Source organism: Stenotrophomonas sp. 14P6.2.3, assembly GCF_057799055.1.
This window is the reverse complement of record NZ_JBYOLA010000017.1, coordinates 15935-40506: the sequence shown is the minus strand read 5'-3', so window position 1 is coordinate 40506 and position 24572 is coordinate 15935. Positions and strand designations below refer to the sequence as shown.

The following is a 24572-nucleotide window of genomic DNA, read 5'->3' as shown; positions in this document are numbered from 1 at the left end:
ATAAACACCGTGATAGTTTCCCAACGCCCGCCGGCGTAGCCTGCCTCCATCGCAAAGGAGCTGTTGCCATGGGTCACGACCACGATCACCTGCCATCCGAGATCCGCCACGAGAAGCCCTTGTGGTGGGCGCTCGGCCTGACCTCCACCTTCCTTGTCGTGGAGGTGGTCGGTGCGTTCTGGACCAACAGCCTCGCGCTGCTGTCCGATGCCGCGCACATGGCCACCGACACCCTGGCGCTGATGATCGCGCTGGTTGCCGTGCGGCTGAGCCGGCGTCCGCCGGATGCGCGCCGCACCTACGGCTATGCGCGTCTTGAAGCACTCGGCGCGATGATCAACGGCGCCATGCTGTTCGTGGTCGCCGGCTACATCCTGTGGGAAGCCATCGGTCGCTTCCGCCAGCCGCAGGAGATCGCCTCCACCGGCATGCTGGTGATCGCCGCGGCCGGGTTGGTGATCAACATGATTTCCATGCGCCTGCTGCAGGCCGGCAGCGGCGAGAGCCTCAACGTGAAGGGGGCCTACCTGGAAGTGTGGGCCGACATGCTCGGCTCGGTGGCGGTGATTGCCGGCGCGCTGCTGATCCAATGGACCGGTTGGAAGCCGATCGACCCGATCCTGGCCGTGCTGATCGGTCTATGGGTGCTGCCACGCACGTATGTGCTGATGCGCGAAGCGGTCAATGTGCTGCTGGAGGGTGTGCCCAAGGGCATGGACGTGGCCAAGGTGCGCGACCGCCTGTCCGACCATGACGCGGTGCTGGACGTACATGACCTGCACGTATGGGCGCTGGCGTCCAGCACGCCGGCACTGACCGCACACATCGTGATGCGCGAAGGCGACGATGCCGATCGCCTTCGTCGCGAACTCGGTGATCGCCTGCACGATGATTTCGGCATCGAACACGTGACCCTGCAGATCGAGGCCGACCATTGCGGCGAAGCCTGTGGCCAGCCGTCAGCAGCGAAGGACGACGATCACGCCGGGCACGATCATGCAGCGACCGATGCGCAGGGCCATCGCGGTCACGTGCATCGCTGAGCGGTATTGCCAAGCTGCACTGCTATTCGTCGCGCCGCGAGGCCAGCCGATCCGCCAACCGGGTTGGCTCGGGCAGGCGATAGCCGCGCAGCGTGCGCTGCACCCAGGCCAGCGCGGTATCGGCGCTGACCCGATGTCCGCCGGCGACGAACAGCGGCTTGCAGCGCAGCTTGCTGCGCAGTACCCAGCCGAGCTGTTCGCTGCCATCCAGCAACGGCGTATGCGCGCCTGCCTCGGCGCCCGGCTCGATGAAGCGGCCAACCAGCTTCGACTTGGCCACGCCGATGCTCGGCAGGTCGGTCACCACGCCCAGGTGTGCGGCAATGCCCAGGCGGCGCGGATGGCTGATGCCGTGGCCATCGACGAACACCAGATCCGGCGTTCGCGGCAGCAGTGCCAATGCCGCCAGCAGCGCCGGCAGTTCGCGGAAGCTGAGCAGGCCCGGGATATAGGGCATGACGGTCGGGATGCGGGCGATTTCCTGCGCCACCGGCTGCAGGCTCTCCGCGTCGAGGAGTACCGCCGCAGCGCGGGTGATCGCACCGTCTTCCTCGAAGCCGACATCCAGTCCCGCCAGCCAGCGCACGGTGGCGGGCAGCCGGTCCTGGCGCTGCACGCGGGTGGCCAGCTGCTTCTGCTGCTCGCGGGCGGCGCTGACGCTGCCTTCCCAGCGCCCGGGGTCGATCACGGTATTCATCGGCCACAGGATGACATCCGCACCGCCACGGCGCGGTGAGCGGGCGTCGGGGCTACAATGGCCGCCTGCCTTTCCTCGCGTTGGAGACCCTGCAGTGACCCGTAAACTCGTACTGTTGCGCCATGGCCAGAGCCAGTGGAACCTGGACAATCGCTTCACCGGCTGGGTGGATGTCGACCTGACCGAGCAGGGGCGCCGGGAAGCGGCTGCCGCCGGCCGCCTGATGCGCGAGGAAGGCCTGCAGTTCGACGTCGCCCACACCTCCGTGCTCAAGCGCGCCATCCACACCCTGCAGGGTGCGCTGGCCGAGCTTGATCAGGATTGGCTGCCGGTGAACAAGTCTTGGCGCCTCAACGAGCGCCACTACGGTGGCCTGCAGGGCCTGGACAAGGCCGAGACCGCCGCCAAGCACGGCGAAGACCAGGTCAAGGTGTGGCGCCGTTCGTACGACATCCCGCCGCCGGCGATGGACCTGGAAGATCCGGGCCACCCGATCCATGACCGTCGCTACGCCGGCCTGGACCGCAACGCGCTGCCGGGTACCGAATCGCTGGCCACCACCCTGGATCGCGTGCTGCCTTACTGGCACGACGCCATCGCGCCGCAGCTGAAGGATGGCAAGACGGTGCTGGTCACCGCCCACGGCAATTCGCTGCGCGCGCTGTACAAGTACCTCAACAACGTCTCGCGCGAGGAAATCCTCGAGCTGAACATCCCGACCGGCATCCCGCTGCTGTTCGAGTTGAATGACGACCTCACCGTGAAGTCGTTCCGCTACCTCGGTGACCCGGAAGCGGCACGCAAGGCTGCTGAAGCCGTGGCCAACCAAGGCAAGGCGAAGTAAGAACGAAGGGCCGGCGCACGCCGGCCTTCGCTTCTGTAGAGCCGAGCCCACGCTCGGCTGATGCATTGCCGACGTTTTCAGAAAGCAGCCGAGCATGGGCTCGGCTCTACAGGCGCACTCCTGTGACCTTTGGCCGGTCCCCACCATCGCTGCAGCGGCTACGCTGGACGATTCGCCGTTGGAGACACGCCATGAACGTCCGCAATCTGGTCCCGCTGGGACTGACCATCGCCATCGCCGCCTCGCTCGCCGCCTGTGGCAAGAACGAGACCGCGCCCGCTGCCGACGCCGCCAAGCCGGCGTTCGACCAGTCGCAGATCAAGACCGCGCTGATCTCGCTCAACAGTGCCGACCTGGATCCGTCCATTGCCGCATGCGCCGACCTCAACGGCTTCGTCAACAGCAAGTGGCTGAAGGCCAACCCGGTGCCGGGCGACCAGACCACCTGGGGCAGCTTCGAGATCCTGCGCGAGCGCTCGCTGGAAGTGCAGCACGCGCTGGTGCAGCAGGCCGCCGCCAGCCAGGCCAAGGCCGGCTCGGTGGAAGCCAAGATCGGCGACATCTGGAAGACCGGCAACGACGAAGCGAAGATCGAGGCCGCCGGCCTGGCGCCGCTGCAGCCGACGCTGGACAAGATCACCGCGCTGAACGACACCGCCGCCATCACCCAGTACCTGCGCGACAGCCAGGCGCAGGGCCAGGGCGTGCTGTTCTCGCTGTTCGCCAATGCCGACTACAAGGATTCGGCGAACGTCATCGCCTACGTCGGCCAGGGCGGCCTCGGCCTGCCGGAGAAGGGCTATTACTTCGACGAGTCGCAGGCCAAGATCCGCGACGCCTACGTTGCCTATATCGCACAGGTGCTGACGCTGTCCGGCGTGGACGCCGCGCAGGCTGCCGAACAGGCCAAGGCGGTGATGGCGTTCGAGACCCGCCTGGCCAAGGCCTCGATGTCGCGCATCGAGATGCGTGACCCGGCCAAGCGCTACAACCCGCTCAGCGCCGCCGACGCGGACAAGCTGACCCCGAACTTCAGCTGGACCGCGCTGTTCGACACCCTGAAGGTGCCGGCCGCACAGAAGTTCTCGCTGGCGCAGCCGGGCTTCTTCAGCGAGATGGACAAGATGCTGGCCGACGTGCCGGCCGCCACCTGGCAGTCCTACCTGCGCTTCCACACCATCGATGATGCCTCGCCGTACCTGAGCAGCCAGTTCGAGAAGGCCAACTTCGAGTTCTATGGCAAGACCCTGCGCGGCCAGCAGGAAATGCAGCCGCGCTGGAAGCGCGTGCTGGAGTCGGTCAACGGCGGCATGGGCGAAGCGCTCGGCCAGCTGTATGTCGATGCGGTGTTCCCGGCCGAATCCAAGGAGGCCATGCAGCACCTGGTGCAGAACCTGTCGGTGGCGCTGAAGGCGCGCCTGGAGCAGCTGCCGTGGATGGGCGAAGAAACCAAGAAGAAGGCGCTGGAGAAGTGGGCCAGCTTCACTCCGAAGATCGGTTACCCGGACAAGTGGCGCGAGTGGACGGGCCTGCAGACCAACGGTGACAGCTACCTGGGCAACATGCAGGCTGCGCGCGCGTTCAACTACCGATACATGCTGGACAAGGTCGGCAAGCCGGTGGACAAGACCGAGTGGGGCATGACCCCGCAGACCGTCAATGCCTACTACAACGCTACCAAGAACGAGATCGTGTTCCCGGCGGCGATCCTGCAGGCGCCGTTCTTCGACGCCAAGGCCGATCCGGCGCTGAACTACGGTGGCATCGGTGCGGTCATCGGCCACGAGATGATGCACGGCTACGATGACTCGGGCAGCCAGTTCGCCGCCAACGGCAACTTCGACAACTGGTGGACCGACAGCGACCGCAAGGCCTTCACCGAGCGCACTGATCAGCTGGTCGCACAGTTCGACGGCTACGAGTCGGTGCCGGGCGTGTTCGTGAAGGGCAAGCTGACGCTGGGCGAGAACATCGGTGATCTGGGTGGCCTGACCGTTGCCTACGATGCACTGCAGATGGCGCTGAAGGAGAATCCGAAGGCGAACGTCGAAGTCGACGGCCACAGCCAGGACCAGCGCTTCTTCATGAACTGGGCCACCGTGTGGCGTCGCAATTTCACCGACGGTGAGCTGCGCGTGCGCCTGAACACCGATCCGCACGCACCGGCGAACTTCCGTGCCAACGGTGCGCCGTCGAACATGCCGTCCTATGCCGCTGCGTTCCAGTGCAAGGCCGGTGATGCGATGGTGCGCGCAGACGACAAGCGCGTGGTGATCTGGTAACCGATTGCCCGCAACGTGCAAAGCAGAAGGCCCGGCGCAAGCCGGGCCTTCTCATTGGCAACCACTACAACCGGCTGAGGCTCAGCCCGGGCATTTCAGGTACTGCGACAACGTCGCCTGCCACGCGCTGGCCGGGTCGAAGCCTGGCACCAGGCCGCCACCCGTGCCGGTGAAGTTGGACATGCCATGGGCCAGCATGTAGGTGGGGGTATACGAGGGCGGCCCCACGCGCTTGCTGAAGGTGCAGATGCCAGCGACATAGGCGGGTGCCTTGTCGGGGGTCAGCTGCGCCTTCAATGCGCTGTCGAAGCGGCCGAGATTGTCCTCGCCCATGGCCGAACCCGCCATCGACTTCAGCGCGTTGTAGGCACTGTGTCCGGTCTCGTCAGCGACCCGCTGGCGATCGAAATGGGCGAATACGCCGGCGATGTTGTAGAGATCGATGGCGTCCTGCATGCGCCCATCCTGCACGCAGCGGGGCAGGGCGTTCATCAGGGCGGCGGGCGAGGTGCCGGCGGTGATCTGGCTGCGCGACAGGCAGGCGGCAGCGGGCGCGTTGCTCTCCTGCTGGGCCTGCGCGAACGGCGCCAGGGCCAACAGCAACAGTCCCAGCGGTGCGGCGATGCGGGTGTTTCCTTTCATGGGTGGTACTCCTCGTAAGCAGGCGACCGTCTTTGGCCGACCATCAGCTTGCGAGGATTGCCGTGGCTGCGCAAGCAAGGCGCAGCCCAGCATGTGAATGCTCAGGCCAGCGCCGGCTCGTGCTTGAGCATGCCGTGGAAACGCTGCAGCACGTACGGATCGATCAGGCCACCGGCCTGCTCATCGAGTATCCGCAGCACCGTCTCATGCTCCATCGCTGCGCGATAGGGGCGTGCGCTGGTCATCGCATCATAAGCATCGACGATGGTGACGATGCGTGCGCCCAGCGGGATGTTCTCGCCCTGCAGGCCATCGGGATAGCCGCTGCCGTCGAACGCTTCATGGTGGGCGCGGATCAGGCGCGCGACCGGCGCCGCGTCGCTGCGACCGGTGGCCAGGAAGATATGTTCGCCACGTACCGGATGCTCGCGCATGATCGCGCGCTCTTCATCGCTGTGCCGGCGTGGGCTCAGCAGTACGTCGTCGGGAATGCCGATCTTGCCGATATCGTGGAAGCGTGCGGCCAGGGCGACCTGCGCGCAGGCTTCCTCATCCAGGTCGCAATGCAGGGCAAGGTGCTGCGCAAGCAGGCCCACGCGGTCGCAGTGGTGGCGGGTATAGGCATCACGCATCTGCAGCGACATCGACAGGGCGTCGATCAGGCAGGCCTGCGCGTGCAGGAGGTCGGGAGGTCTGGGCAGGGGCATCGGGACTGGCGGCGCGGCGAAGCCGCGCAGGAAACGGAAAGGCCCGCAAGAGCGGGCCGGGGCGGCGCATAGGGTACCCGCATCGGTGTTGCGCGGGGCGCATCGACGGTATCGCGTGGGGCCGTACGTTCAGTCGTGCAGCGTGTCATCGCCCCGGCCGCATCGGCAACCGGGGCGGCGTGGCTCAGCCGGTGGTCTGCAGGTGGATGCGATGGGCTTTGGCGAAGGCGTCCTGCGCGTCGCTCAGGGTCTGCATGTCTTCGTCCATCTTGGTCACTGCCTCATCCAGCGTCCGCAGCAGCGGGGTGACCTGTTCTTCGCTGTAGCCATCGGGCAGGGCAGCCAGCTGTTCCATCACCGCGAACATCTGTTCGGTGCTCTTCAGGGAATCGAGCAGGTTCTGGTGCAGTGCATCGGCGTCCTTGCCATGGGTGAACTGCTGGACGAAGACCAGCCGGTCGGCGATTTCCTTGTGCGCGTTCTTCAGGCCGAAGCGATGCTGCTGCATGCTCTTGCCATCCTGCAGCGACGCATGGAAGGACTCGCCGTTCGGGCCGTTGGTCCATTGCTCGACCATGCTGACCGTGCCGTTCCAGCTGGCGACATTCTCAAGCAGGTAATCGCGGTTGCTCATGCCGCTGTGGCAGGCGGCCAGCAGGCCCAGGCTGGTGGCGAGCAGAAGGGGGGCGAAACGATTCACGGCAACACTCCTTGTCGCGGGCGCAGTAAACGGAAAGGGCACCGGTCTGCCGCCCGCGGCGGACCGGAACCTTGGATATCGATCAGCGCAGGGCCAGGGTCAGCAGCAGCGCACGTGCGGCATTGAAGCGGTCTTCGGGCAGCGGCAGCGGATGCTTGACGCGCAGCTTGTCCGGACCGTCCATGGCATAGAGGTTCGGTTGCTTCTGGATCAGCTGGATCACCGCCATCGGATCGATGTTCGGCTTGGATTCGAACACGATGCGGCCGCCGTTCTCGCCCAGGTCCAGCTTGCGGATGCCCAGCGTGCTGGCCTGCAGCTTCAGCTCGGCGATGGCGAACAGGTTCTTGGCCGCATCCGGCAGCAGGCCGAAACGATCGATCATCTCCACCTGCAGCTCGCGCAGCGCATCGCTGTCACGCGCGCTGGAAATGCGCTTGTACAGCGTCAGGCGGGTGTGCACGTCCGGCAGGTAGTCGTCCGGAATCAACGCCGGCACATGCAGCTCGACCTCGGCGCCACGCGCTTCTTCGCCGGCATCGATGTCGGGCAGATGGCCCTGCTTGATGCTGCGCACGGCGCGTTCCAGCAGCTCGGTGTACAGGCTGAAGCCCACTTCGGCCATCTGCCCGCTCTGGTCCTCGCCCAGCAGTTCACCGGCACCGCGGATTTCCAGATCGTGCGTGGCCAGGGTGAAGCCGGCGCCCAGTTCGTCCATCGATGCGATCGCTTCCAGGCGCTTTTCCGCGTCGGGCGTGATCGAGCGACGGTCCGGTACAACCAGGTACGCATAGGCGCGGTGGTGCGAACGACCGACGCGGCCACGCAGCTGATGCAGCTGGGCCAGGCCGAAGCGGTCGGCACGGTTGATGATGATGGTGTTGGCGTTGGGGATGTCGATGCCCGATTCGATGATCGTGGTCGACAGCAGCACGTTGAAGCGCTGCTTCTGGAAGTCCAGCATCACCTTTTCCAGTTCGCGCTCGGGCATCTGCCCATGGGCGATGCCGATGCGCGCTTCGGGCACCAGCTCGGACAGCTCGCGTTGCATGCGGCCGATGCTTTCCACGTCGTTGTGCAGGAAATACAGCTGGCCACCGCGTGCCAGCTCGCGCTGGAAGGCTTCGCGCAGCAGCGCGTTGTCCCACTGGGTGATGAAGGTCTGCACCGCCAACCGGTTCGGCGGCGGGGTGGCGATGATCGACAGGTCGCGCAGGCCGGCCATGGCCATGTTCAACGTGCGCGGAATCGGCGTGGCGGTCAGGGTCAGCAGGTGCACGTTGGCGCGCAGTGCCTTCAGCGCCTCCTTCTGGCGCACGCCGAAGCGCTGCTCCTCGTCGACGACGACCATGCCTAGGTCCTTGAACTTCACGTCCGGCTGCAGCAGGCGATGGGTGCCGACGATGACGTCGATGGTGCCGGCGGCGACCTTCTCCAGCTCGGCCTTGATCTCCTTGGTGCTCTTGAAGCGCGACAGCACTTCGACCTTCATCGGATAGTCGGCGAAGCGGTCGCGGAAATTGCGGTAATGCTGTTCGGCCAGTAGCGTGGTCGGCACCAGCACCGCCACCTGCTTGCCAGCGCTGGCGGCAGCGAACGCGGCACGCACCGCGACTTCGGTCTTGCCGAAGCCCACATCGCCACAGACCACGCGGTCCATCGGCTGGCTGCTGGCCAGGTCACGCAGGGTGGCGTCGATGGCGGCCAGCTGGTCCGGGGTTTCCTCGAACGGGAAACCGGCGGCGAACGGCTCGTACATCGCGCGGTCCACCTGCAGTGCCAGTCCGGCACGCGCCTGGCGGCGGGCCTGGATCTCCAGCAGCTCGGCGGCCACATCGCGCACTTTTTCGGCAGCCTTGCGCTTGGCCTTGCTCCACTGCTCGCCACCCAGCGAATGCAGGGGTGCGGTCTCGGCCGATGCGCCGGAATAGCGGCTGATAAGGTGCAGCTGCGCGACCGGCACGTACAGCCGGTCGCCCTTGGCGTATTCGATTTCCAGGAATTCGCCGGGCATGCCGCCGACGTCCATCGCGATCAGTCCGCGATAGCGGCCGACACCATGGTCCTCGTGCACGATCGGCGCGCCTTCGGTCAGCTCACCGAGATCGCGGATGATCGCTTCCGGCTCACGTCCGGCGCGGCGCGTGCGGCGTGTGCTGCCGGCGCGCTCGGGGAACAGCTGGCGTTCGGTCAGCACCGCGATGTGCGGCGCATCCAATGCGAAGCCGTCTTCCAGCGGCGCCACGGCAATGGCGAAGCGTTCGTCGCTGGCCAGGAAGGACAGCAGGTCGGCCACCACCGGCGGCTTCAGCTCGGCCGCCTGCAGCACTTCCAGCAGGGCCTCACGGCGGCCGGGTGAATCGGCGGCAATCAGCACACGGCCAGGGTAATGGCCGAGGAAGGATTTCAGTGCGTCACCGGCCGGTGCCTCGCGTGCGGCCACCGGCAGCGGCGGCAACGGCTGGTCGCCCAGCGCATGCGCCTCGGCAATGCGCGCGTGATCGGCAGCCCATACCTCGATGCGCGGTGCGTCGTTCAGCCGCTCGCGCAGCAGGTCCGGCGACAGGTACAGCGCCGACGGTGGCAGCAGCGGCCGTTCAACATCATGGCGGCGTTGCTCGTAGCGCTCGCCGGTCTGCGTCCAGAAGGTCTCTGCCGCTTCAGCGGCACCGACGCAGACCACCGGCAGGCTGCCGGCAGGCAGGTAGTCGAACAGGGTGGCGGTGCGCTCGAAGAACAGCGGCAGGTAGTACTCGATGCCAGCCGGCGCCAGGCCCGATTTCAGGTCCTGGTACAGCGAACTGCGACGGGTATCGACGTCGAAGCGCTCGCGCAGGGTGGCCAGCACCCGCGCGATGCTGGCGTCGTCCATCGGCACTTCGCGACCGGGCAGCATGTGCACCGCCTCGACCTTGTCCAGCGAGCGCTGGCTTTCCGGATCGAATGCACGGATCGAATCGATGTCTTCGTCCAGCAGCTCCACCCGCAGCGGCTCGTCGGCGCCCATCGGGTAGACGTCAAGCAGGCCACCGCGCACGGCGAAGTCACCCGGGTCCATCACCTGCGGCACGTTGCGGTAACCGGCGCTTTCGAGGCGACGCTTCTCCGCTTCCAGGTCCAGGCGCTGGCCGACTTCAAGGTTGAAGCTGCCGCCGATGACGTAACTGCGGGGTGCCAGCTGCTGCAGAAGGGTCTGCACCGGTACCACCACCAGGCCACGCTTCAGCGTGGGCAGGCGGTGCAGGGCCGACAGGCGCTGCGAAATGATGTCCGGGTGCGGGCTGAAGCGGTCGTAGGGCAGCGTTTCCCAGTCCGGGAACGCCACCACCGGCAGGCTCGGGTCGCCTCCCAGCAGGGTGTGCAGATCCGCTTCGATCTGGTTGGCACCGTGGTTGTCACGGGCCACCACCAGTACCGGGGCATCATGCGTGCGCGCTGCCTGGGCCAGATACCAGGCCAGGGCAGTGGGTGAGGCGGGGGCGCGCCACCAGGCGCGGAGCTGGCCGGCACGTGGCAACGGCGGGGCGGGGAATGGAGTACGCGACATGAACCGCGGATTTTAGCAGAAGCCCGATCGAAGCCCGCTGGGTAGTGCCGGCCGCTGGCCGGCATCTCATGATGCTGCGGGGAATCGGTGGAGCCGGCCAGCGGCCGGCACTACCGGAATGCGCGCCGGGCAGGGCCCGGCGCTACCGTCAGTTGTCCAGTTCCAGCACCATCCGCACCAGGCCTTCGGCCCCGTTCGGGTGTGGTACCGGCTTGAAGCCCAGCGAGGCGGCCAGCTGCTTCATCGGCTCGTTCTCGGCGGCAACATCGCCGTACAGGCGGTCCAGATACTTGCCGCGGCCCCATTTCACCAGCTTGCGCATCAGCTGGCGGCCCAGGCCCTGACCGATCAGGAACCGGCTGATCAGGATCGCGTACTCGGCTTCACGGGTACCGGGGATGATCGAGGCACGGGCCACCGCGCCGACCACGGCCTCACCGGCCGGCAGCGACTCGGCGGCGACCAGGGTGATCTCGGTCTTCGGATTGGGGTGGGTCAGGCGCTGGGTGGTTTCCGGCGACAGCTCGGTCACCGACTGCAGGAAGCGGTCGCGGATTTCTTCCGGCCCGAACAGGCTGAAGGCGGCCTGCAGCGGCGCGCCATCTTCCGGGCGGATGGGGCGGATCAGCAGCTCGTGGCCGCTGGGAGCCTTGAAGATCTCATGCCAGGGCGGCATGCGGTTGCGAGTGGCCATACCGGGTGATTCCTTGGTGGTCCATCGATTGTGTCATCACCGGGGCTGCATTCCGTGAACGAAAGGCTCACGGTCGTACAGCCTCGTGAAGGCCCTTATTCGGCCGTCTTCAGCCAGTCCAGGCGGGTGCTGGCACCGGGTTCGCCCAGATGCTGGCGCAGCGCCGGCAGGGCCGGGCCGACCACGCGGTCGAACTGCCAGGGTGCATTGAGCACCAGCATGCCACTGCCGTTGAGGCGCAGCGGCGAGTCGTCCGGGCGCACCAGGAACTCGATGGTCACGGCCGACTTCACCGGCAGTGCGGCGGCCTTGCGCAGGAAATGCAGGATGGTGCGGCGCTGCTTGATCGGGAACCAGACCGCACAGGTGGCCTGCGGCCAGCGCGCCAGAGTCTCGGCCAGCGCACCGAGGACCGCCTGGTACTCGGCGTCCTGGGCCTCGTAGGGCGGGTCGATCAGGACCAGGCCGCGGCCGATCTTGGCGCCGTTGGCCTTGGGCGGCAGCAGCGAGCGCAGCAGCGCGTAGCCGTCACCGGGGTGTACGCCGACGCGGCTGTCATGGGCGAACAGGGTCTTCAACGAAGCGGCTTCGTCCTCCTGCAGCTCGCACACCGCCATGCGGTCCTGCGGGCGCATGGCCTGTGCGCTCAGCAGCGGCGAGCCGGGGTAGGAGATCATCGCGCCGACCGGATTGTCGGCCTGCACCGCCTTCAGGTAGCGCTCGACCACCTCGGGCAGCTTGGGCTGGGCCATCAGCCGCATGACCCCGGATTCGGCCTCAAGGGTCTTGCGGCTTTCTTCGCTGGCCAGCAGGTAGCGGCCGGCACCGCCGTGGGTGTCGAGCACGAAGAACGGGCTGTCCTTGCGCTTGAAGCTGTCGATCAGGGCCAGCTGCACGATGTGCTTGAGGACATCGGCGTGGTTGCCGGCGTGGAAGGCGTGGCGATAGTTCATGGGCGGCAGTGTACGGGGCAAGGGCCGCAGCGGCTATGCTGCGCGCCATGACAGCGCCTGTTACCCATGTCCTGGTGGTCGAAGACGAAGCGGCCATCGCCGAAACCGTGCTCTATGCGCTGCGCAGCGAGGGCTATGCCGCCAGCCATTGCCTGCTGGGCGGGCTGGCCCTGCAGCAGCTGCAGGCCGGCGATATCGATCTGGTGGTGCTGGATGTGGGCCTGCCGGACCTCAGTGGTTTCGAGGTCTGCCGCCGGCTGCGGGCCCTGCCAGGGCCGGTGGCGCAGGTGCCGGTGATCTTCCTGACCGCGCGCAACGACGAACTCGACCGCGTGCTGGGGCTGGAACTGGGGGCCGACGACTACATGGCCAAGCCGTTCTCGCCGCGCGAGCTGGTGGCGCGGGTACGTGCCCGCCTGCGGCGTGCCACGCCTGCGCCGGCGGCCCAGGGTGCCGAGACCGGCTGGCAGGAGCATGGTGCCTTCGCCATCGACCGCGAAGGCCGCCGCATCCGCTTCCAGGGCCATGCGCTGGACCTGACCCGCTATGAATATGCGTTGCTGGAAGCGCTGCTGCAGCGCCCCGGCGCGATCCTCAGCCGTGCCCAGCTGATGGACCGTGGCTGGGACAGCGCCGCCGACAGCGCTGACCGCACCGTCGACACCCACGTCAAGACGTTGCGCGCCAAGCTGCGTGCGGCCGGTGCCAGCGGTGAACCGATCCGCACCCATCGCGGCCTCGGCTACGCCCTGGAGGTTTGACGCGTGCGTCTGGTCCTGAAACTGTTCCTGGGCTTCTTCCTGATCGTGGGTATCGCTGCGTTCTTCGTGATGCGCGTGTTCGTCAACGAAGTGAAGCCGGGCGTGCGCCAGGCGATGGAATCGACCCTGGTGGATGCGGCCAACGTGCTGGCGGAGATGGCCGCCGCCGACGTCAAGGCCGGCACCATCCGCAACGGCAGCTTCACCCGCAACCTGGCCAAGGCCCGGCAGCGCGACCTGAAGGCCATGGTCTGGCGCTTCCCCAAGCGTGCGCTGGACTACCGGGTGACGATCACCGACGCCAAGGGCATCGTGATCTACGACTCGTTGGGCCGCGACGTGGGGCGCGACAATTCGCGCTGGAACGATGTCTATCGCACCCTGCGCGGCGAGTACGGCGCGCGCTCCAGCCCAGAAACGCCGGGCGATGACAGCAACACGGTGATGCACGTGGCCGCGCCGGTGTACGACCCGGTCGATGGCAATACCCTGATCGGCGTGCTCAGCCTGGCCCAGCCCAACCGCAGCATCGATCCGTTCATTGCCGCCAGCCAGCGCGCCATCATCGAACGCGGCGCGTGGCTGATCGGCCTGTCGGCGCTGGTGGGTGTGCTGGTGACGATGTGGCTGACCAACGGCCTGGGCCAGCTCAGTCGCTACGCGCGGGCAGTCAGCGCCGGCGAACCGGTGCCTCCGCCCAAGCGCCGCAACGATGAGATCGGCGAGCTTGGCCAGGCGCTGGAGACGATGCGGCGCAAGCTGGAAGGCAAGGCGTACGTCGAACAGTACGTGCAATCGCTGACCCACGAGATGAAGAGTCCGTTGGCGGCGATCCGCGGTGCGGCCGAACTGCTGCAGGAGCCGATGGCCGACGCCGACCGCGCGCATTTCGCACGCAGCATCGTCGACCAGCAGGAGCGGCTGACCGAAACCATCGACAAGCTGTTGGCGCTGGCCGAGGTCGAGCAGCACGGCTGGTTGCAGACCCGTGATCCGATTGCCTTGCCCGCGCTGCTGCAGGAAGCCGCAACGGCAGCGCAGGTACGCGCGCAGGCCGCCGGTGTCGAGCTGCATATCGAGCAGGTGCCCGACCTGCGCGTGCAGGGCGATGGCTATCTGCTGCGGCAAGCCCTGCACAACCTGATCGACAACGCCATTGCGTTCTCGCCGCCCGGGGCACAGGTGCAGTTGGATGCACAGCTGGACGGGCAGGGCGTACGCCTGCAGGTTGCCGACCGTGGCGCGGGCATTCCCGATTACGCGCGCGAGCGCGTGTTTGAACGCTTCTATTCGCTGGCCCGACCCGGCACCGGCCGCCGCAGTTCCGGCCTCGGCCTGCCCTTCGTGCAGGAAGTCGCGCGCCTGCATGACGGCCGCGCCAGCCTGCAGCCGCGCGAAGCAGGCGGCACCGTGGCCAGCCTGTGGCTGCCGCTGGCGATACCAGGGCAGCGTCCGCGGCGCTGACTTCACACTCGCTTCAACTTCGCCACAAACCCTGCTCACCGCAGCGATCCATCCTGCAGTCCTCTCCAACGAGGACGGACGATGAAATCCCTGAAGATGCTGCTGCGGTTCGCCATTGTCGGCGGCCTGATCCTGCTGCTGCTGATCCCGCTGTTCCTGATCCGCAGCGTCATCACCGAGCGCAGCGCCTATCGCGAAGAGGCCTATTCGCGGGTGGCCGAAAGCCGTGCCGGTACCCAGCGCGTGGTCGGGCCGGTGCGCGTGGTGCCATGGTCCAAGCGCGAGCTGGTGGAAGTGGTCGATGCGCAGGGCAACAAGAAGACCGAGCTGCAGACCACCCAGGGCTACTGGTTGCAGCCGCCGGCCACCCTGCAGATCAGCGGCGAGCTGCTGCCAAGCCAGCGTTCGGTCGGCCTGTTCAAGGTGCCGGTGTACAGCTGGAATGGCCAGCTCAAGGCGACCTTCAGCGAGGATGACTACCCGGAGCACGATGGCACGACCTATGGCGAGGCCTACATCGCGCTGGGTGTGTCCGATGCGCGCGGCCTGGTCGGTACGCCGAACCTGCGGGTTGATGGGCAGCAGGTCAAGCTGCTGCCGGGTGTGGCCGGCGCTTCCGCACTGGGCCGTGGGCTGCATGCACCGATCGCCGGCGTCGCCCGCAGCGGAGGCACCCTGGCGGCCAGCAGCGTGGAACTGGAGCTGCAGCTCGATGGCAGCCGCTCGCTGTCGGTGGTGCCGGTGGGCGATGACAACCAGATCGCGCTGCGTTCCAGCTGGCCGCACCCGTCGTTTGCCGGTGCGTTCCTGCCGAACGAGCGGCGTGTGGATGCGCAGGGCTTCGATGCACGCTGGGCCGTGTCCTCGCTGGCATCGGACGCACAGCAGCGACTGCGCGAGGGCGATGACCTGGACGCGCAGGCGGTGCAGGTTTCGCTGGTCGACCCGGTCGATACCTATACCCAGGCCGATCGCGCTTCCAAGTACGGCGTGCTGTTCGTGGTGCTGACGTTCGTTGGTTTCATCCTGTTCGAGCTGATCAAGTCGCTGCGCATCCATCCGCTGCAGTACCTGATGGTCGGCCTGGCGCTGGCGATCTTCTTCCTGCTGCTGATCAGCCTGTCCGAGCACATCGCCTTCTGGCAGGCCTACCTGGTCTCCGCGCTGGCCTGTATCGGCCTGCAGGCGGTGTACCTGGCCAATGTGCTGGGGCACTGGAAGCGGGGCCTGGGCTTCGCCGCGATGCTGACGGTGCTGTACGGCGCGCTGTATGGGCTGCTGGTGTCGGAGAACAATGCGCTGCTGATGGGCTCGCTGCTGCTGTTCGTCATCCTCGCGCTGGCGATGTGGGTGACCCGTCGGGTCGACTGGTACGCCCTGGCCGAGCAGAAGTAAGGAGCACGCCATGGGTTGGCGCCAAGGATTGCAGCAACGGGCACGACAGGGCATTCCCGCTCTGCTGGAAGTGGATGCGCTGCTGCAGGCGCATGGCGTTTTGGCGGCGTTGCCGGGGGCACGGATCGCGCCCGGCCTGGTCCGCTTCCAGCTGGCCGCCATCACCTGCGAGGGACTGCAGCGGCGTGGGCTGGACTGGCTGCGGGAGGCGCGGCACGGACGCGGCGCGCTCGCGGGCAAGGTGCCCCGTTACCGGCCATGGAAGGCCGGGGCGGCGGCATTGTCGGAGATCGGCATCGACGGGCTGCCCGCGGACTGGCCGGAACATGCTGCCGTGTTCGGCTGCAGCAGCATCGACCAGCGGCATTGGTTGCTGCTGCTGCCGGAGCGTGCGCAGCTGTGGCTGGGGTGGAAGGGGTGACAGCCGCGCAAGGCCCCATCCACGCATGGCGTGGATCTACCAGATGCCCATGACCGATGGGACGGGGGCCCGGCGCCCTGGCTGGCTAGACTCGACCGGTTGATGATCGAGCCGAAGGGCAGGGGTGCGATGTGCTGAAGTGGGGCGTGCTGGCAGTAGCGCTGGCGATGGGTGGCAATGCGGTGGCGCAGCAGCGCGAGCCGGTGGACCTGGACATGGTCGGCAAGATCCGGCAGCAGGCGTTCCACAAATCGCAGGTGATGGACACCTTCAGCTACCTCACCGAACGCATCGGGCCGCGCCTGACCAATTCGCCGGCGATGGGCCGCGCCAACGCCTGGACCCGCGGCAAGTTCAGCGAATGGAAGCTGGACAACGTCCACGACGAAGCTTTCGACGAATTCGGCCGTGGCTGGGAATTCACCTCGGCCAGCGTGGAGATGCTGGGCGATCGCGTGCAGCCGCTGCATGCCCTGCCCAAGGCGTGGACGCCGGGCACCAGGGGCCCGGTCGAGGGCGAACTGCTGCAGGTGGACATCAAGAAGCCCGAGGACATCGAGAAGTATCGCGGCAAGCTGCGCGGCAAGATCCTGCTGCTGGGCGAAGCACGCGAATACAAGCGTGGCACCGACGCCGATTCGCACCGGCACGACGCCACCTCGCTGGAAGGCCTGCAGGAGTTCACCCTGCCCAAGGACAAGGACGTGGCCGCCGACCGTGCCAAGCGGGTCAAGGAATACCAGGAGAAGCAGGCGCTGGCGGCGAAGGTCAACGCGTTCTTCGTCGAAGAAGGCGCGCTGGCCTCGATCAGCATCAGCAGCTGGGACAACGGCATCATCCGCGTGGCCGGTGGTGGCTCGCGCAAGGCCGGCGAGTCGGTCGGCATTCCCGAACTGGCGATGATCGCCGAGCACTTCAATCCGCTGGTGCGCGCGCTGGAAGCCAAGCAGAGCGTGCGCCTGCGCGTGGATGTGGCCGCTCGCTTCACCGATGAAGCGGACCAGCCCGGCTACAACACGCTGGCCGAGATCCGTGGCAGCAGCAGGCCCGATGAAGTGGTGATGATCGGTGCGCACCTGGATTCCTGGCACAGCGGCACCGGTGCAGCCGACAACGCTGCCGGCGTGGCGGTGATGATGGAGGCCATGCGCATCCTCAAGGCCAGCGGCGCCAAGCCCAAGCGCACCATCCGGGTTGCGCTGTGGAGTGGCGAGGAGCAGGGGCTGATCGGTTCGCAGGCATACGTGGCCAAGCACTTCGGTCGATTCCCCGAGCCCACCGACGCGGCGCAGAAGGCGCTGCCAGCCTCGCTGCGCGAACCGACTGGTGCCCTGCAGAAGACCCGTGACTACGGCAAGTTCCAGGTCTACTTCAACATGGACAACGGCTCGGGCCGTTTCCGTGGCATCTACGCACAGGAAAACCTGGCGGCCATGCCGATCTTCGAAGCCTGGCTGGCCCCGTTCCATGACGTGGGCGCGACCACCGTGGCCACCCGCAACACCGGCAGCACCGACCACATCAGCTTCGACCGCATCGGCCTGCCGGGCTTCCAGTTCATCCAGGACAAGCTGGACTATTTCAGCAACGTCCACCACAGCCACCTGGACACGTGGGACCACGCCGAACCGGAAGACCTGAAGCAGGCCGCCGCCATCGTCGCCTCCTTCGCCTACCACGCCGCCATGCGCGAGCAGCCCTTCCCGCGCAAGCCCGAGCCCTGAAAAGGGGACGGAGGGGATTAAGTCGCATTTCCCCTCCGTTGCCCGCGCATCCCCGCAGGAGCGGGGGAATAGCGACTTAATCCCCTCCGTCCCCTTTTTCCGCAGGGGGCGGAGGGCTGGTAAAATCGGGGGATACCCGTTCCTCGAGCCCTCCATGACCTGCCGCACCCGCTTCGCCCCCAGTCCCACCGGCTACCTGCATATCGGTGGCGCCCGCACCGCGCTGTACTGCTGGCTGGAGGCCCGCCATCGTGGCGGCGAGTTCGTGCTGCGCATCGAGGACACCGACCGTGAACGCAGCACCCAGGGCGCGATCGACGCCATCCTGGAGGCGATGGAGTGGCTGGGCCTGGACTACGACGAAGGTCCGTTCTACCAGACCGAGCGCGTCGCCCGGTACAAGGAAGTGGCCGAGCAGCTGATCGCCGACGGCAAGGCGTACTACGCCTATGAAACCCGCGAAGAGCTGGATGCCATGCGCGAGGCCGCGATGGCCAGGCAGGAAAAACCGCGCTACAACGGCGCCGCGCGCGAGCAGGGCCTGCCGTACCGGGACGACCCGAACCGCGTCATCCGCTTCAAGAACCCGCTTGAAGGCACGGTGGTGTTCGATGACCTGATCAAGGGTCGCATCGAGATCGCCAACAGCGAGCTGGATGACATGGTCATCTTCCGTCCGGACGGCTACCCCACCTACAACTTCGCGGTGGTGGTGGACGACTGGGACATGGAGATCTCCGAAGTCATCCGTGGCGACGACCACATCAACAACACCCCGCGCCAGATCAACCTGTACGAAGGTATCGGCGCGCCGGTGCCGAAGTTCGGCCACATGCCGATGATCCTGGACGAGCAGGGCGCCAAGCTGTCCAAGCGCACCGGCGCGGCCGACGTGATGCAGTACAAGGACGCCGGTTACCTGCCCGACGCGCTGCTGAGCTACCTGGCCCGGCTGGGCTGGTCGCATGGCGACCAGGAACTGTTCAGCCGCCAGGAACTGATCGACCTGTTCGACGTGAAGGACTGCAATTCCAAGGCCTCGCGCCTGGACATGGCCAAGCTGGGCTGGGTCAACCAGCACTTCCTGAAGACCGAGGAACCGGCCGCGATCGCGCCGCACCTGGTCAACCAGCTGCAGAAGCTGGGCCTGGACGTGGCCGCTGGCCCGGCGCCGGTGGACGTGGTGATGGCCCTGCGCGAGCGCGTGCAGACCCTGAAGGAAATGGCCGAGAAGGCCGTGGTCTGGTACCAGCCGCTGAACGAGTACGATGAAGCGGCCGTGGCCAAGCACTTCAAGGCCGGTGCGGAACTGCCGCTGGGCAAGGCCCGCGAGCTGCTGGCAGCCCTGCCGGAGTGGACCGCCGAGGCTGTTGGCGTGGCCCTGCACGATGCTGCCGCCGCCCTGGAAATGGGCATGGGCAAGGTCGCCCAGCCGCTGCGCGTGGCCATCACCGGCACCCAGGTCAGCCCTGACATTTCCCATACCGTGTACCTGGCCGGCCGCGAGCAGGCCTTGAAACGCATCGATGTGGCCATCACCAAGGTAGCAACGGCCTGAGCCCACCGGCCCACGCCCGAACTGGAGAACGCGCATGTCCGCCAAAACCGCCTGTACGGCCCCGCACCATCATGTCCACGACGCTTCGGATTTCGTGGCGGTGGTCGAGCGTGTCTCGCGTGAGCGCGGGCTGCGCCTGACCCCGATCCGCGCCAACGTGCTCAAGCTGATCGCCGAGGCCGGCAAGCCGGTCAAGGCCTACGAGCTGCTGGAGTGGGTGCGCAACGGCAAGGGTGTGGGCGCTGATGCCCCGCCTACCGTGTACCGCGCGCTGGATTTCCTGATGGCCAATGGCTTCGTGCACAAGCTGGAATCGGTCAATGCCTTCGTGGCCTGCCACCATCCCAGCAGTGCGGCCCATTCGGTGCCGTTCCTGATCTGCAACAGCTGCCACAGCGCGGTGGAACTGGAAGACCGCGAGATCGTGACCCAGCTTGAAAAGCGTGCCAAGGAACTGGGGTTCCAGCCGCAGGCACAGACCCTGGAAGTGCACGGACTCTGCGCCCGCTGCGCCGGCTGACGGAAGGGTAGTGCCGGCCGCTGGCCGGCATCCTCGCGATTGGGGTCAGATCCCTTTGCCAGTGGCAAAGGGATCTGACCCCATTTCACGGCTGCTTGCGCAGATGCTTCAGCACTGCCTTGCGTGCGGCGATCAACTCCGCATCCTCAAGCACCAGCGACTGCACCCAGTCCAACGCTTCGGCCACGCGTGCGCCGCGCACGGCATATAGGGCCAAGCACTGGCGTTGCGGCGTCGGCGCTTGGCTCCACGCGCGCTGCACCCGCTGCAGCAATGTCTGTTGGATATCCGTAGACACCGCCACACCCTTGTCGAACGACAGCAGCACGTTCAGCGCAGCCAACGCCCGCCACGGCGCTGACCTTGGATCATCCTGGCTGAAATCGGCCTGTCCGCAGAACGCCAGCAGGGCCGCAACCGAAGCCTCGCTGCGCACCTCTTCCAGCACCCCGATCACATAGGTCGCCATGCGCGGCTGATCCAGCAGCGGCGGCATCGCCGCCACGCCGCCATGGCCGAAAGCCGCACAGGCCCTTGCCCACGGCGCCATCGGCGCGAAATGCGTGCCATCGCCGTTGTACTGGAACTCCTCGCGCCAGCCATGCAGCGCGCACAGACGTTCAATCTCGGCCGCACCTTCGACACCATGCTCAAGCACGAAGCCGATCAGGTCTTCCACCTCGACCGCACCGCCATGCTCCAGCGGCGCAGGACCTTTGGCCGCCTTACGGGCCAGTGCGTTGAACTTCATCGTTGTCGTCTGTTCCTGCAGCAAAGCAGTCGAGCATGGCTCAACACTACAAAAAAGCGGAGCCGCGCGCTTTTGCTTTTGATTTTCATCCTTTGATTCACGTGGCTGACGCGCACGGAACCTGTCCGTGGCCGGGTGGGTGGGGTAGGCGGGACCGCAGGCGCCATGGATGGCGCCTACGAGTCCCCAGGGATGGGTTCACGGCGTGTCCCGCCTGCCTCACCCACCCGGCCAATCCCGCCAATCCAACCGCAACGATCAGCCACGAGGGGCTCCGCCGTTCGCTGTCTTCGACGAAGCCGCGCAGTCAAGCAGGCCCGCGCCTAGTCCATCGGCTTCGTCGCAGTATCCACCCGCACGATCACCGACATGCCCGGCCGCAACCGCGCCGCCAGCTGCTGCTCCCCGTTGATCGAGATCCGCACCGGCAACCGCTGCACCACCTTGGTGAAATTACCGCTGGCATTGTCCGGTCGCAGCACGCTGAACTCCGATCCGGTGGCCGGCGCGATCTGCTCCACCCGTCCGCGCAGCACCTGGCCCTGGAACGCATCCACCGAGAACGATGCCGGCTGCCCGATCGCCATCTGCCAGGTCTGGCCTTCCTTGTAATTGGCCACCACCCACAATGCATCGGGCACCAGGAACAGCAGCTGCGAACCGGCCGCCACGTACTGGCCCACGCGCACGCTGGCTTCGCTGATCTGGCCATCGCGCGGCGCATGGATCACCGTGTTGGCCAGGTCGATGCGTGCCAGTTCCAGCTGCGCCTGCGCACTTTCCACCTGCGCCTCCAGGCTCTTGCGCGAGACCTGGGTGGAGACCAGGGTCTCCTCGGAGATGCGGATCTGCGCCTGCGCCTGCTGCACGCTGGCCTGTGCCGAGGCCTGGGTGGTGCGGAACTTGTCGCGGTCGTTGATCGATACCAGCTGCTGCGCCGCCAGTTCCTCGTAGCGCTTGGCTTCATTGCGCGAGCGCTGCAGCTCGGCCTGTCCAGCCGACAGCGTGGCCTGCGCCGAAGCGATCTGCGCGCGGTTCTGCGCCTGCGACTGGTCCGAATTGGCCAGGGCCGCGCGCGCGCTGTCCAGCGTCGCCTGCGCCTGTGCCACCCGCTGCGCATAGATGCGGTCGTCGATGCGCAGCAGCGGCTCGCCCTGCTTCACGTGCTGGAAATCCTTCACCAGCACATCGGTCACGTAACCGTTGACCTGCGGCGCCATCACCGTGATCTGCCCGCGCACATAGGCGTTGTCGGTCACCATCACGCTGCTGGTGAACGGCCACAGATGCCAGGCGCGCAGGATCAGCGCGATGCCCAGCAACGCCACCACCACCATCACCACCACGCTGCGCGAACTCGGTTTCAGGTACTTCGGTGCGGCGGCGGGCGCGGCAGGTGTCGCCGCAGGCGCCGCATCGGTGGGCGGTGGCGGGGTGACGTTCTCGGCAGCGTCGGTGTCGTCTGGACGGGGCGGGACGGGAGGCATGGCGGTGGACTCAGCGCGGTGCCGCGGTCGCAGCCGCAGCGGGGGAGGAAGGATGGCGCTTGCGCCATTGTTTGCGCACGGCGGTACGCAGCGACAGCAGCAGCAACCAGCACAGGAAACCGATCGCCAGCCAGCCGCTCAGGGTGAACACATCATTGAAGCCACGCACGTTGGCTTCGCGTCGGGTGGTCTGCGCCAGCTGCGCGCTGCCCTGTGCGCTGCGCAGCACCGGGTCGGTGATCTGCGCTGCGTACAGCTGCTGCTGGATGCGCAGGCGCTGCGCCACCACCGGGTCGGCGGGATCGAGCTGGCTGGTCAAGGCGCTGGAATACAGCTGTTCGCGATGCAGCTGGAACGTTCCCAGCACGGCCGAGCCGGCCAGTCCGCCCAGCGTCTGGGTGATCGACAAGGTCACCAGGAAGGTGATCATGTGGTCCACACCCTGTTTCAGCGCGGCGGAAATGCCGAGCATGATCAGCGGGCCCATGAACATGCCGGCGCCCACCGAGGCCAGGAACTGGCTGACGTAGAAGTCGTGTGGTCGATCCATGCTGGTGCGGTGCTGGTCGAAGAACGCGGCTGCACCCAGCAGCAGGATCGCCATCAGCAGCTGCGCGATCAGCCGCTTCGGGCCGAAGGTGATCGCCGCGCCGGCGATGCCGGTCACCACGCCGGCCAGGATCACCACGAACAACGGCCGCATCTGGTCCGGCCCCATGCCTAGGGTGCGCATCAGGTTGACCACGCCGTAGGACTGTTCGGTGGTCAGGAAGCGGATCAGGAAGGCACCGACGATGAAGTGCATCACCGGCAGCGTCGACAGCCAACGGATCTGCAGCAGCGGATTGCGCCGGTAGTGTTCGATGATCAGGGCGGTGGTGGTCAGCGCGATGGAGGCGATCAGCGCCCAGCCCAGCCACGGGGTGTTGAGCCACCAGCGCGTGTAGCCCTGCGCCAGCACGATCACCAGCAGGGCGACGGCGGGCGCGAGCAGGGCGAAGGTGAGGAAATCCAGTGGCTCGAACGCCTTCACCTGCACGCCTGGCGGCAGCTTCAGCACCACCACGGCAGCAAACGCGCACAGCGCCAGCCCTGCTTCGAACGAATACAGCTGGTGCCATTGACCGGTATCGACCAGGCCCGGCGAGACGATCCAGGCAATCGGCACCGCCAGCTGCGACAGGCCAACGCCGACCACCAGCAGGTTGCCGGTGAAACGCCGCGGCAGTGCCTGCAGCATGTACAGCGTACCCAGCGTCGAACATGCCGCGCCGGCGAAACCGCTGGCGGCGCGGGTCAGCATGGTGGTCTCGAAGCTGCCGACGAACAGGTGCAGCACCGCCAGCGCCGCATACAGCCCCAGGCCGATCTCGGCGAACAGGCGGATGCCGTACTGCTGGCGGAACTTGAAGGCCAGCAGGTTGGCGGTCACGTTCACCATGGCGTAGGCGGCGACCAGCCAGCTGCCCTGGGTGGGAGTGAGTGCCAGTTGTCCCTGCAGGAAGGGCAGGTTGGCCGTTACCAGCGCGTTGCCAAGGCCGCCGGTGATGGCCACCAGCAGCGACACCAGCGCATAGGCTGCACGCCGATAGGGTGGGTGCCACGGCATCGACGCCGAACCGGGCATGGTCGGCTTCTCGTGCTCCTCCCAATCCGGCACCGGCTTGAGGTACGGCTGCACCATCAGCGTTCCCCGCTGGCTGCTCCCTGGAGTCCCCCGCGCAGCAGCTGCAGGGCACGCCCGGCCAGCTGGGCACGCTCATCGCGGGTCTTGCCGCGCAGGGCCGCACCCAGCATGCCCGAGATCAGTGAAATATCCGTCTTCTCCAGGTCGGGCCGGCACAGGCCAGCGGCTTTGGCACGGGCGATGGGCGCTTCCAGCAGGTCGCGCACGGTCTCGCGTGCGGTGCGCATGGCCGGGACATCCGAATCGACCGCGCGCCAATAATCGGCCAGCGCAGGCGAATCGACGATGCGCTGGGCCATGCCTTCGAACACCTCGAACAGGGCGTCGTCGCGGTCGCCAAGCTGCTCGACCTGGCGGCGGATGCGGTCGACCGTGCGCTGCAGCAGTGCCTGGATCAGCGCGGTACGGTCGGGGAAATTGCGGTACAGGGTGGCGCGACCGACTTCGGCACGCTCCACCACCAGGTCCAGCGGCGCGGTAACGCCATGTTGGCCGAACACATGGTCGGCAGCATCGAGGATGAGGGCTCGGCGGGCAGCAGCATCGGCACGTTGGGTGGTCATGGCTTCATTTTCGGACAAACATGTCCGGATGGCGAGAGACGAATGGCGACGGGATTGTCCGCTTGTTGTCGTACGCACATCTTTGTGACGTTTGCGTGAGGATCGGTCGAGGGCATAAAAAAAACGGGGGGC

21 protein-coding genes are annotated in these 24572 nt (G+C 66.7%); 10 read left to right on the top strand and 11 right to left on the bottom strand.

Features of this window, described 5'->3' with window-relative positions; translation table 11 throughout:
• Positions 1–68: 68 nt before the first annotated feature.
• A complete protein-coding gene (locus AC27VL_RS13990; RefSeq protein ID WP_165376644.1) occupies positions 69–1043 on the top strand; it encodes a cation diffusion facilitator family transporter in 975 nt (324 codons plus the stop codon).
• Positions 1044–1065: 22 nt separating this feature from the next.
• On the opposite strand, the gene nfi is transcribed toward AC27VL_RS13990, so the two are convergent.
• Positions 1066–1740 (bottom strand): deoxyribonuclease V, encoded by a 675-nt coding sequence (gene nfi / locus AC27VL_RS13985; RefSeq protein WP_488766985.1) that lies wholly within the window; start codon positions 1738–1740, stop codon positions 1066–1068.
• A 94-nt stretch (positions 1741–1834) separates the two neighbouring features.
• On the opposite strand from nfi, the gene gpmA reads away from it, so the two are divergent.
• Positions 1835–2584 carry a 2,3-diphosphoglycerate-dependent phosphoglycerate mutase gene (gene gpmA / locus AC27VL_RS13980; RefSeq protein WP_100551968.1) on the top strand — a complete coding sequence of 250 codons (750 nt, stop codon included), beginning with the start codon at positions 1835–1837 and terminating at the stop codon, positions 2582–2584.
• 191 nt (positions 2585–2775) lie between these two features.
• Positions 2776–4866, top strand: coding sequence for a M13 family metallopeptidase (locus AC27VL_RS13975; RefSeq protein WP_428705720.1), 2091 nt, complete (start codon positions 2776–2778; stop codon positions 4864–4866).
• Between the two features lie 81 nt (positions 4867–4947).
• Here the strand turns inward: AC27VL_RS13975 and AC27VL_RS13970 are convergent, their stop codons facing one another.
• From AC27VL_RS13970 to AC27VL_RS13945, 6 genes are all read right to left on the bottom strand, one after another.
• Positions 4948–5508: a hypothetical protein gene (locus tag AC27VL_RS13970; protein ID WP_100551970.1), complete on the bottom strand. Its 561-nt coding sequence runs from the start codon at positions 5506–5508 to the stop codon at positions 4948–4950.
• 101 nt (positions 5509–5609) lie between these two features.
• Complete coding sequence (locus tag AC27VL_RS13965) at positions 5610–6215, bottom strand: HD-GYP domain-containing protein (protein ID WP_100551971.1); 606 nt, start codon at positions 6213–6215, stop codon at positions 5610–5612.
• 184 nt (positions 6216–6399) lie between these two features.
• The gene (locus tag AC27VL_RS13960) at positions 6400–6915 is read right to left on the bottom strand and encodes a hypothetical protein (RefSeq protein ID WP_180164094.1); all 516 of its coding nucleotides are present in this window, start codon (positions 6913–6915) and stop codon (positions 6400–6402) included.
• Between the two features lie 82 nt (positions 6916–6997).
• Positions 6998–10462 carry a transcription-repair coupling factor gene (gene mfd, locus AC27VL_RS13955; protein WP_100551973.1) on the bottom strand — a complete coding sequence of 1155 codons (3465 nt, stop codon included), beginning with the start codon at positions 10460–10462 and terminating at the stop codon, positions 6998–7000.
• Between the two features lie 148 nt (positions 10463–10610).
• On the bottom strand, positions 10611–11156 hold the full coding sequence (locus AC27VL_RS13950; protein WP_025879325.1) for a GNAT family N-acetyltransferase: 546 nt from the start codon (positions 11154–11156) through the stop codon (positions 10611–10613).
• A gap of 95 nt (positions 11157–11251) precedes the next feature.
• Positions 11252–12109: a 23S rRNA (adenine(2030)-N(6))-methyltransferase RlmJ gene (locus AC27VL_RS13945; RefSeq protein WP_488766981.1), complete on the bottom strand. Its 858-nt coding sequence runs from the start codon at positions 12107–12109 to the stop codon at positions 11252–11254.
• Between the two features lie 35 nt (positions 12110–12144).
• Here AC27VL_RS13945 and creB point away from each other — a divergent pair, with 35 nt between their 5' ends.
• The 7 genes from creB (at position 12145) to AC27VL_RS13910 (ending at position 19952) form a co-directional block, all read left to right on the top strand.
• Positions 12145–12870 (top strand): two-component system response regulator CreB, encoded by a 726-nt coding sequence (creB, locus tag AC27VL_RS13940; RefSeq protein ID WP_488766980.1) that lies wholly within the window; start codon positions 12145–12147, stop codon positions 12868–12870.
• Between the two features lie 3 nt (positions 12871–12873).
• Complete coding sequence (creC, locus tag AC27VL_RS13935) at positions 12874–14334, top strand: two-component system sensor histidine kinase CreC (protein ID WP_488766978.1); 1461 nt, start codon at positions 12874–12876, stop codon at positions 14332–14334.
• Between the two features lie 81 nt (positions 14335–14415).
• Positions 14416–15729, top strand: a complete 1314-nt coding sequence (gene creD / locus AC27VL_RS13930; RefSeq protein ID WP_100551977.1) for a cell envelope integrity protein CreD — start codon at positions 14416–14418, stop codon at positions 15727–15729.
• 10 nt (positions 15730–15739) lie between these two features.
• The gene (locus tag AC27VL_RS13925; RefSeq protein WP_099783339.1) at positions 15740–16150 is read left to right on the top strand and encodes a hypothetical protein; all 411 of its coding nucleotides are present in this window, start codon (positions 15740–15742) and stop codon (positions 16148–16150) included.
• Between the two features lie 131 nt (positions 16151–16281).
• Positions 16282–17874: a M28 family metallopeptidase gene (locus AC27VL_RS13920; protein WP_488766976.1), complete on the top strand. Its 1593-nt coding sequence runs from the start codon at positions 16282–16284 to the stop codon at positions 17872–17874.
• A gap of 154 nt (positions 17875–18028) precedes the next feature.
• Complete coding sequence (gene gltX, locus AC27VL_RS13915; RefSeq protein ID WP_488766974.1) at positions 18029–19432, top strand: glutamate--tRNA ligase; 1404 nt, start codon at positions 18029–18031, stop codon at positions 19430–19432.
• Between the two features lie 34 nt (positions 19433–19466).
• Complete coding sequence (locus AC27VL_RS13910; RefSeq protein ID WP_025879333.1) at positions 19467–19952, top strand: Fur family transcriptional regulator; 486 nt, start codon at positions 19467–19469, stop codon at positions 19950–19952.
• 85 nt (positions 19953–20037) lie between these two features.
• Here AC27VL_RS13910 and AC27VL_RS13905 read toward each other — a convergent pair whose 3' ends face one another.
• From AC27VL_RS13905 to AC27VL_RS13890, 4 genes are all read right to left on the bottom strand, one after another.
• Positions 20038–20703 (bottom strand): hypothetical protein, encoded by a 666-nt coding sequence (locus tag AC27VL_RS13905; protein ID WP_100551980.1) that lies wholly within the window; start codon positions 20701–20703, stop codon positions 20038–20040.
• Positions 20704–21026: 323 nt separating this feature from the next.
• Positions 21027–22190 (bottom strand): HlyD family secretion protein, encoded by a 1164-nt coding sequence (locus tag AC27VL_RS13900; RefSeq protein WP_488766972.1) that lies wholly within the window; start codon positions 22188–22190, stop codon positions 21027–21029.
• A 10-nt stretch (positions 22191–22200) separates the two neighbouring features.
• Positions 22201–23874 (bottom strand): MFS transporter, encoded by a 1674-nt coding sequence (locus AC27VL_RS13895; protein WP_488766970.1) that lies wholly within the window; start codon positions 23872–23874, stop codon positions 22201–22203.
• Positions 23874–24440, bottom strand: a complete 567-nt coding sequence (locus AC27VL_RS13890; protein WP_025879336.1) for a TetR/AcrR family transcriptional regulator — start codon at positions 24438–24440, stop codon at positions 23874–23876. Before AC27VL_RS13890 ends, AC27VL_RS13895 begins: the two co-directional genes overlap by 1 nt.
• Between the last annotated feature and the right edge of the window lie 132 nt (positions 24441–24572).

Excerpts from the sequence above, each read along its gene's own strand:
- creB (WP_488766980.1), top strand. The coding sequence starts at position 12,145 with ATGCTGCGCGCCATGACAGCGCCTGTTACCCATGTCCTGGTGGTCGAA.
- mfd (WP_100551973.1), bottom strand. The coding sequence starts at position 10,462 with ATGTCGCGTACTCCATTCCCCGCCCCGCCGTTGCCACGTGCCGGCCAG.
- AC27VL_RS13950 (WP_025879325.1), bottom strand. The coding sequence starts at position 11,156 with ATGGCCACTCGCAACCGCATGCCGCCCTGGCATGAGATCTTCAAGGCT.
- AC27VL_RS13970 (WP_100551970.1), bottom strand. The coding sequence starts at position 5,508 with ATGAAAGGAAACACCCGCATCGCCGCACCGCTGGGACTGTTGCTGTTG.
- nfi (WP_488766985.1), bottom strand. The coding sequence starts at position 1,740 with ATGAATACCGTGATCGACCCCGGGCGCTGGGAAGGCAGCGTCAGCGCC.
- gltX (WP_488766974.1), top strand. The coding sequence starts at position 18,029 with ATGACCTGCCGCACCCGCTTCGCCCCCAGTCCCACCGGCTACCTGCAT.
- creD (WP_100551977.1), top strand. The coding sequence starts at position 14,416 with ATGAAATCCCTGAAGATGCTGCTGCGGTTCGCCATTGTCGGCGGCCTG.
- AC27VL_RS13905 (WP_100551980.1), bottom strand. The coding sequence starts at position 20,703 with ATGAAGTTCAACGCACTGGCCCGTAAGGCGGCCAAAGGTCCTGCGCCG.
- AC27VL_RS13925 (WP_099783339.1), top strand. The coding sequence starts at position 15,740 with ATGGGTTGGCGCCAAGGATTGCAGCAACGGGCACGACAGGGCATTCCC.
- AC27VL_RS13990 (WP_165376644.1), top strand. The coding sequence starts at position 69 with ATGGGTCACGACCACGATCACCTGCCATCCGAGATCCGCCACGAGAAG.
- AC27VL_RS13910 (WP_025879333.1), top strand. The coding sequence starts at position 19,467 with ATGTCCGCCAAAACCGCCTGTACGGCCCCGCACCATCATGTCCACGAC.
- AC27VL_RS13975 (WP_428705720.1), top strand. The coding sequence starts at position 2,776 with ATGAACGTCCGCAATCTGGTCCCGCTGGGACTGACCATCGCCATCGCC.
- AC27VL_RS13945 (WP_488766981.1), bottom strand. The coding sequence starts at position 12,109 with ATGAACTATCGCCACGCCTTCCACGCCGGCAACCACGCCGATGTCCTC.
- AC27VL_RS13965 (WP_100551971.1), bottom strand. The coding sequence starts at position 6,215 with ATGCCCCTGCCCAGACCTCCCGACCTCCTGCACGCGCAGGCCTGCCTG.
- AC27VL_RS13890 (WP_025879336.1), bottom strand. The coding sequence starts at position 24,440 with ATGACCACCCAACGTGCCGATGCTGCTGCCCGCCGAGCCCTCATCCTC.
- AC27VL_RS13895 (WP_488766970.1), bottom strand. The coding sequence starts at position 23,874 with ATGGTGCAGCCGTACCTCAAGCCGGTGCCGGATTGGGAGGAGCACGAG.
- AC27VL_RS13900 (WP_488766972.1), bottom strand. The coding sequence starts at position 22,190 with ATGCCTCCCGTCCCGCCCCGTCCAGACGACACCGACGCTGCCGAGAAC.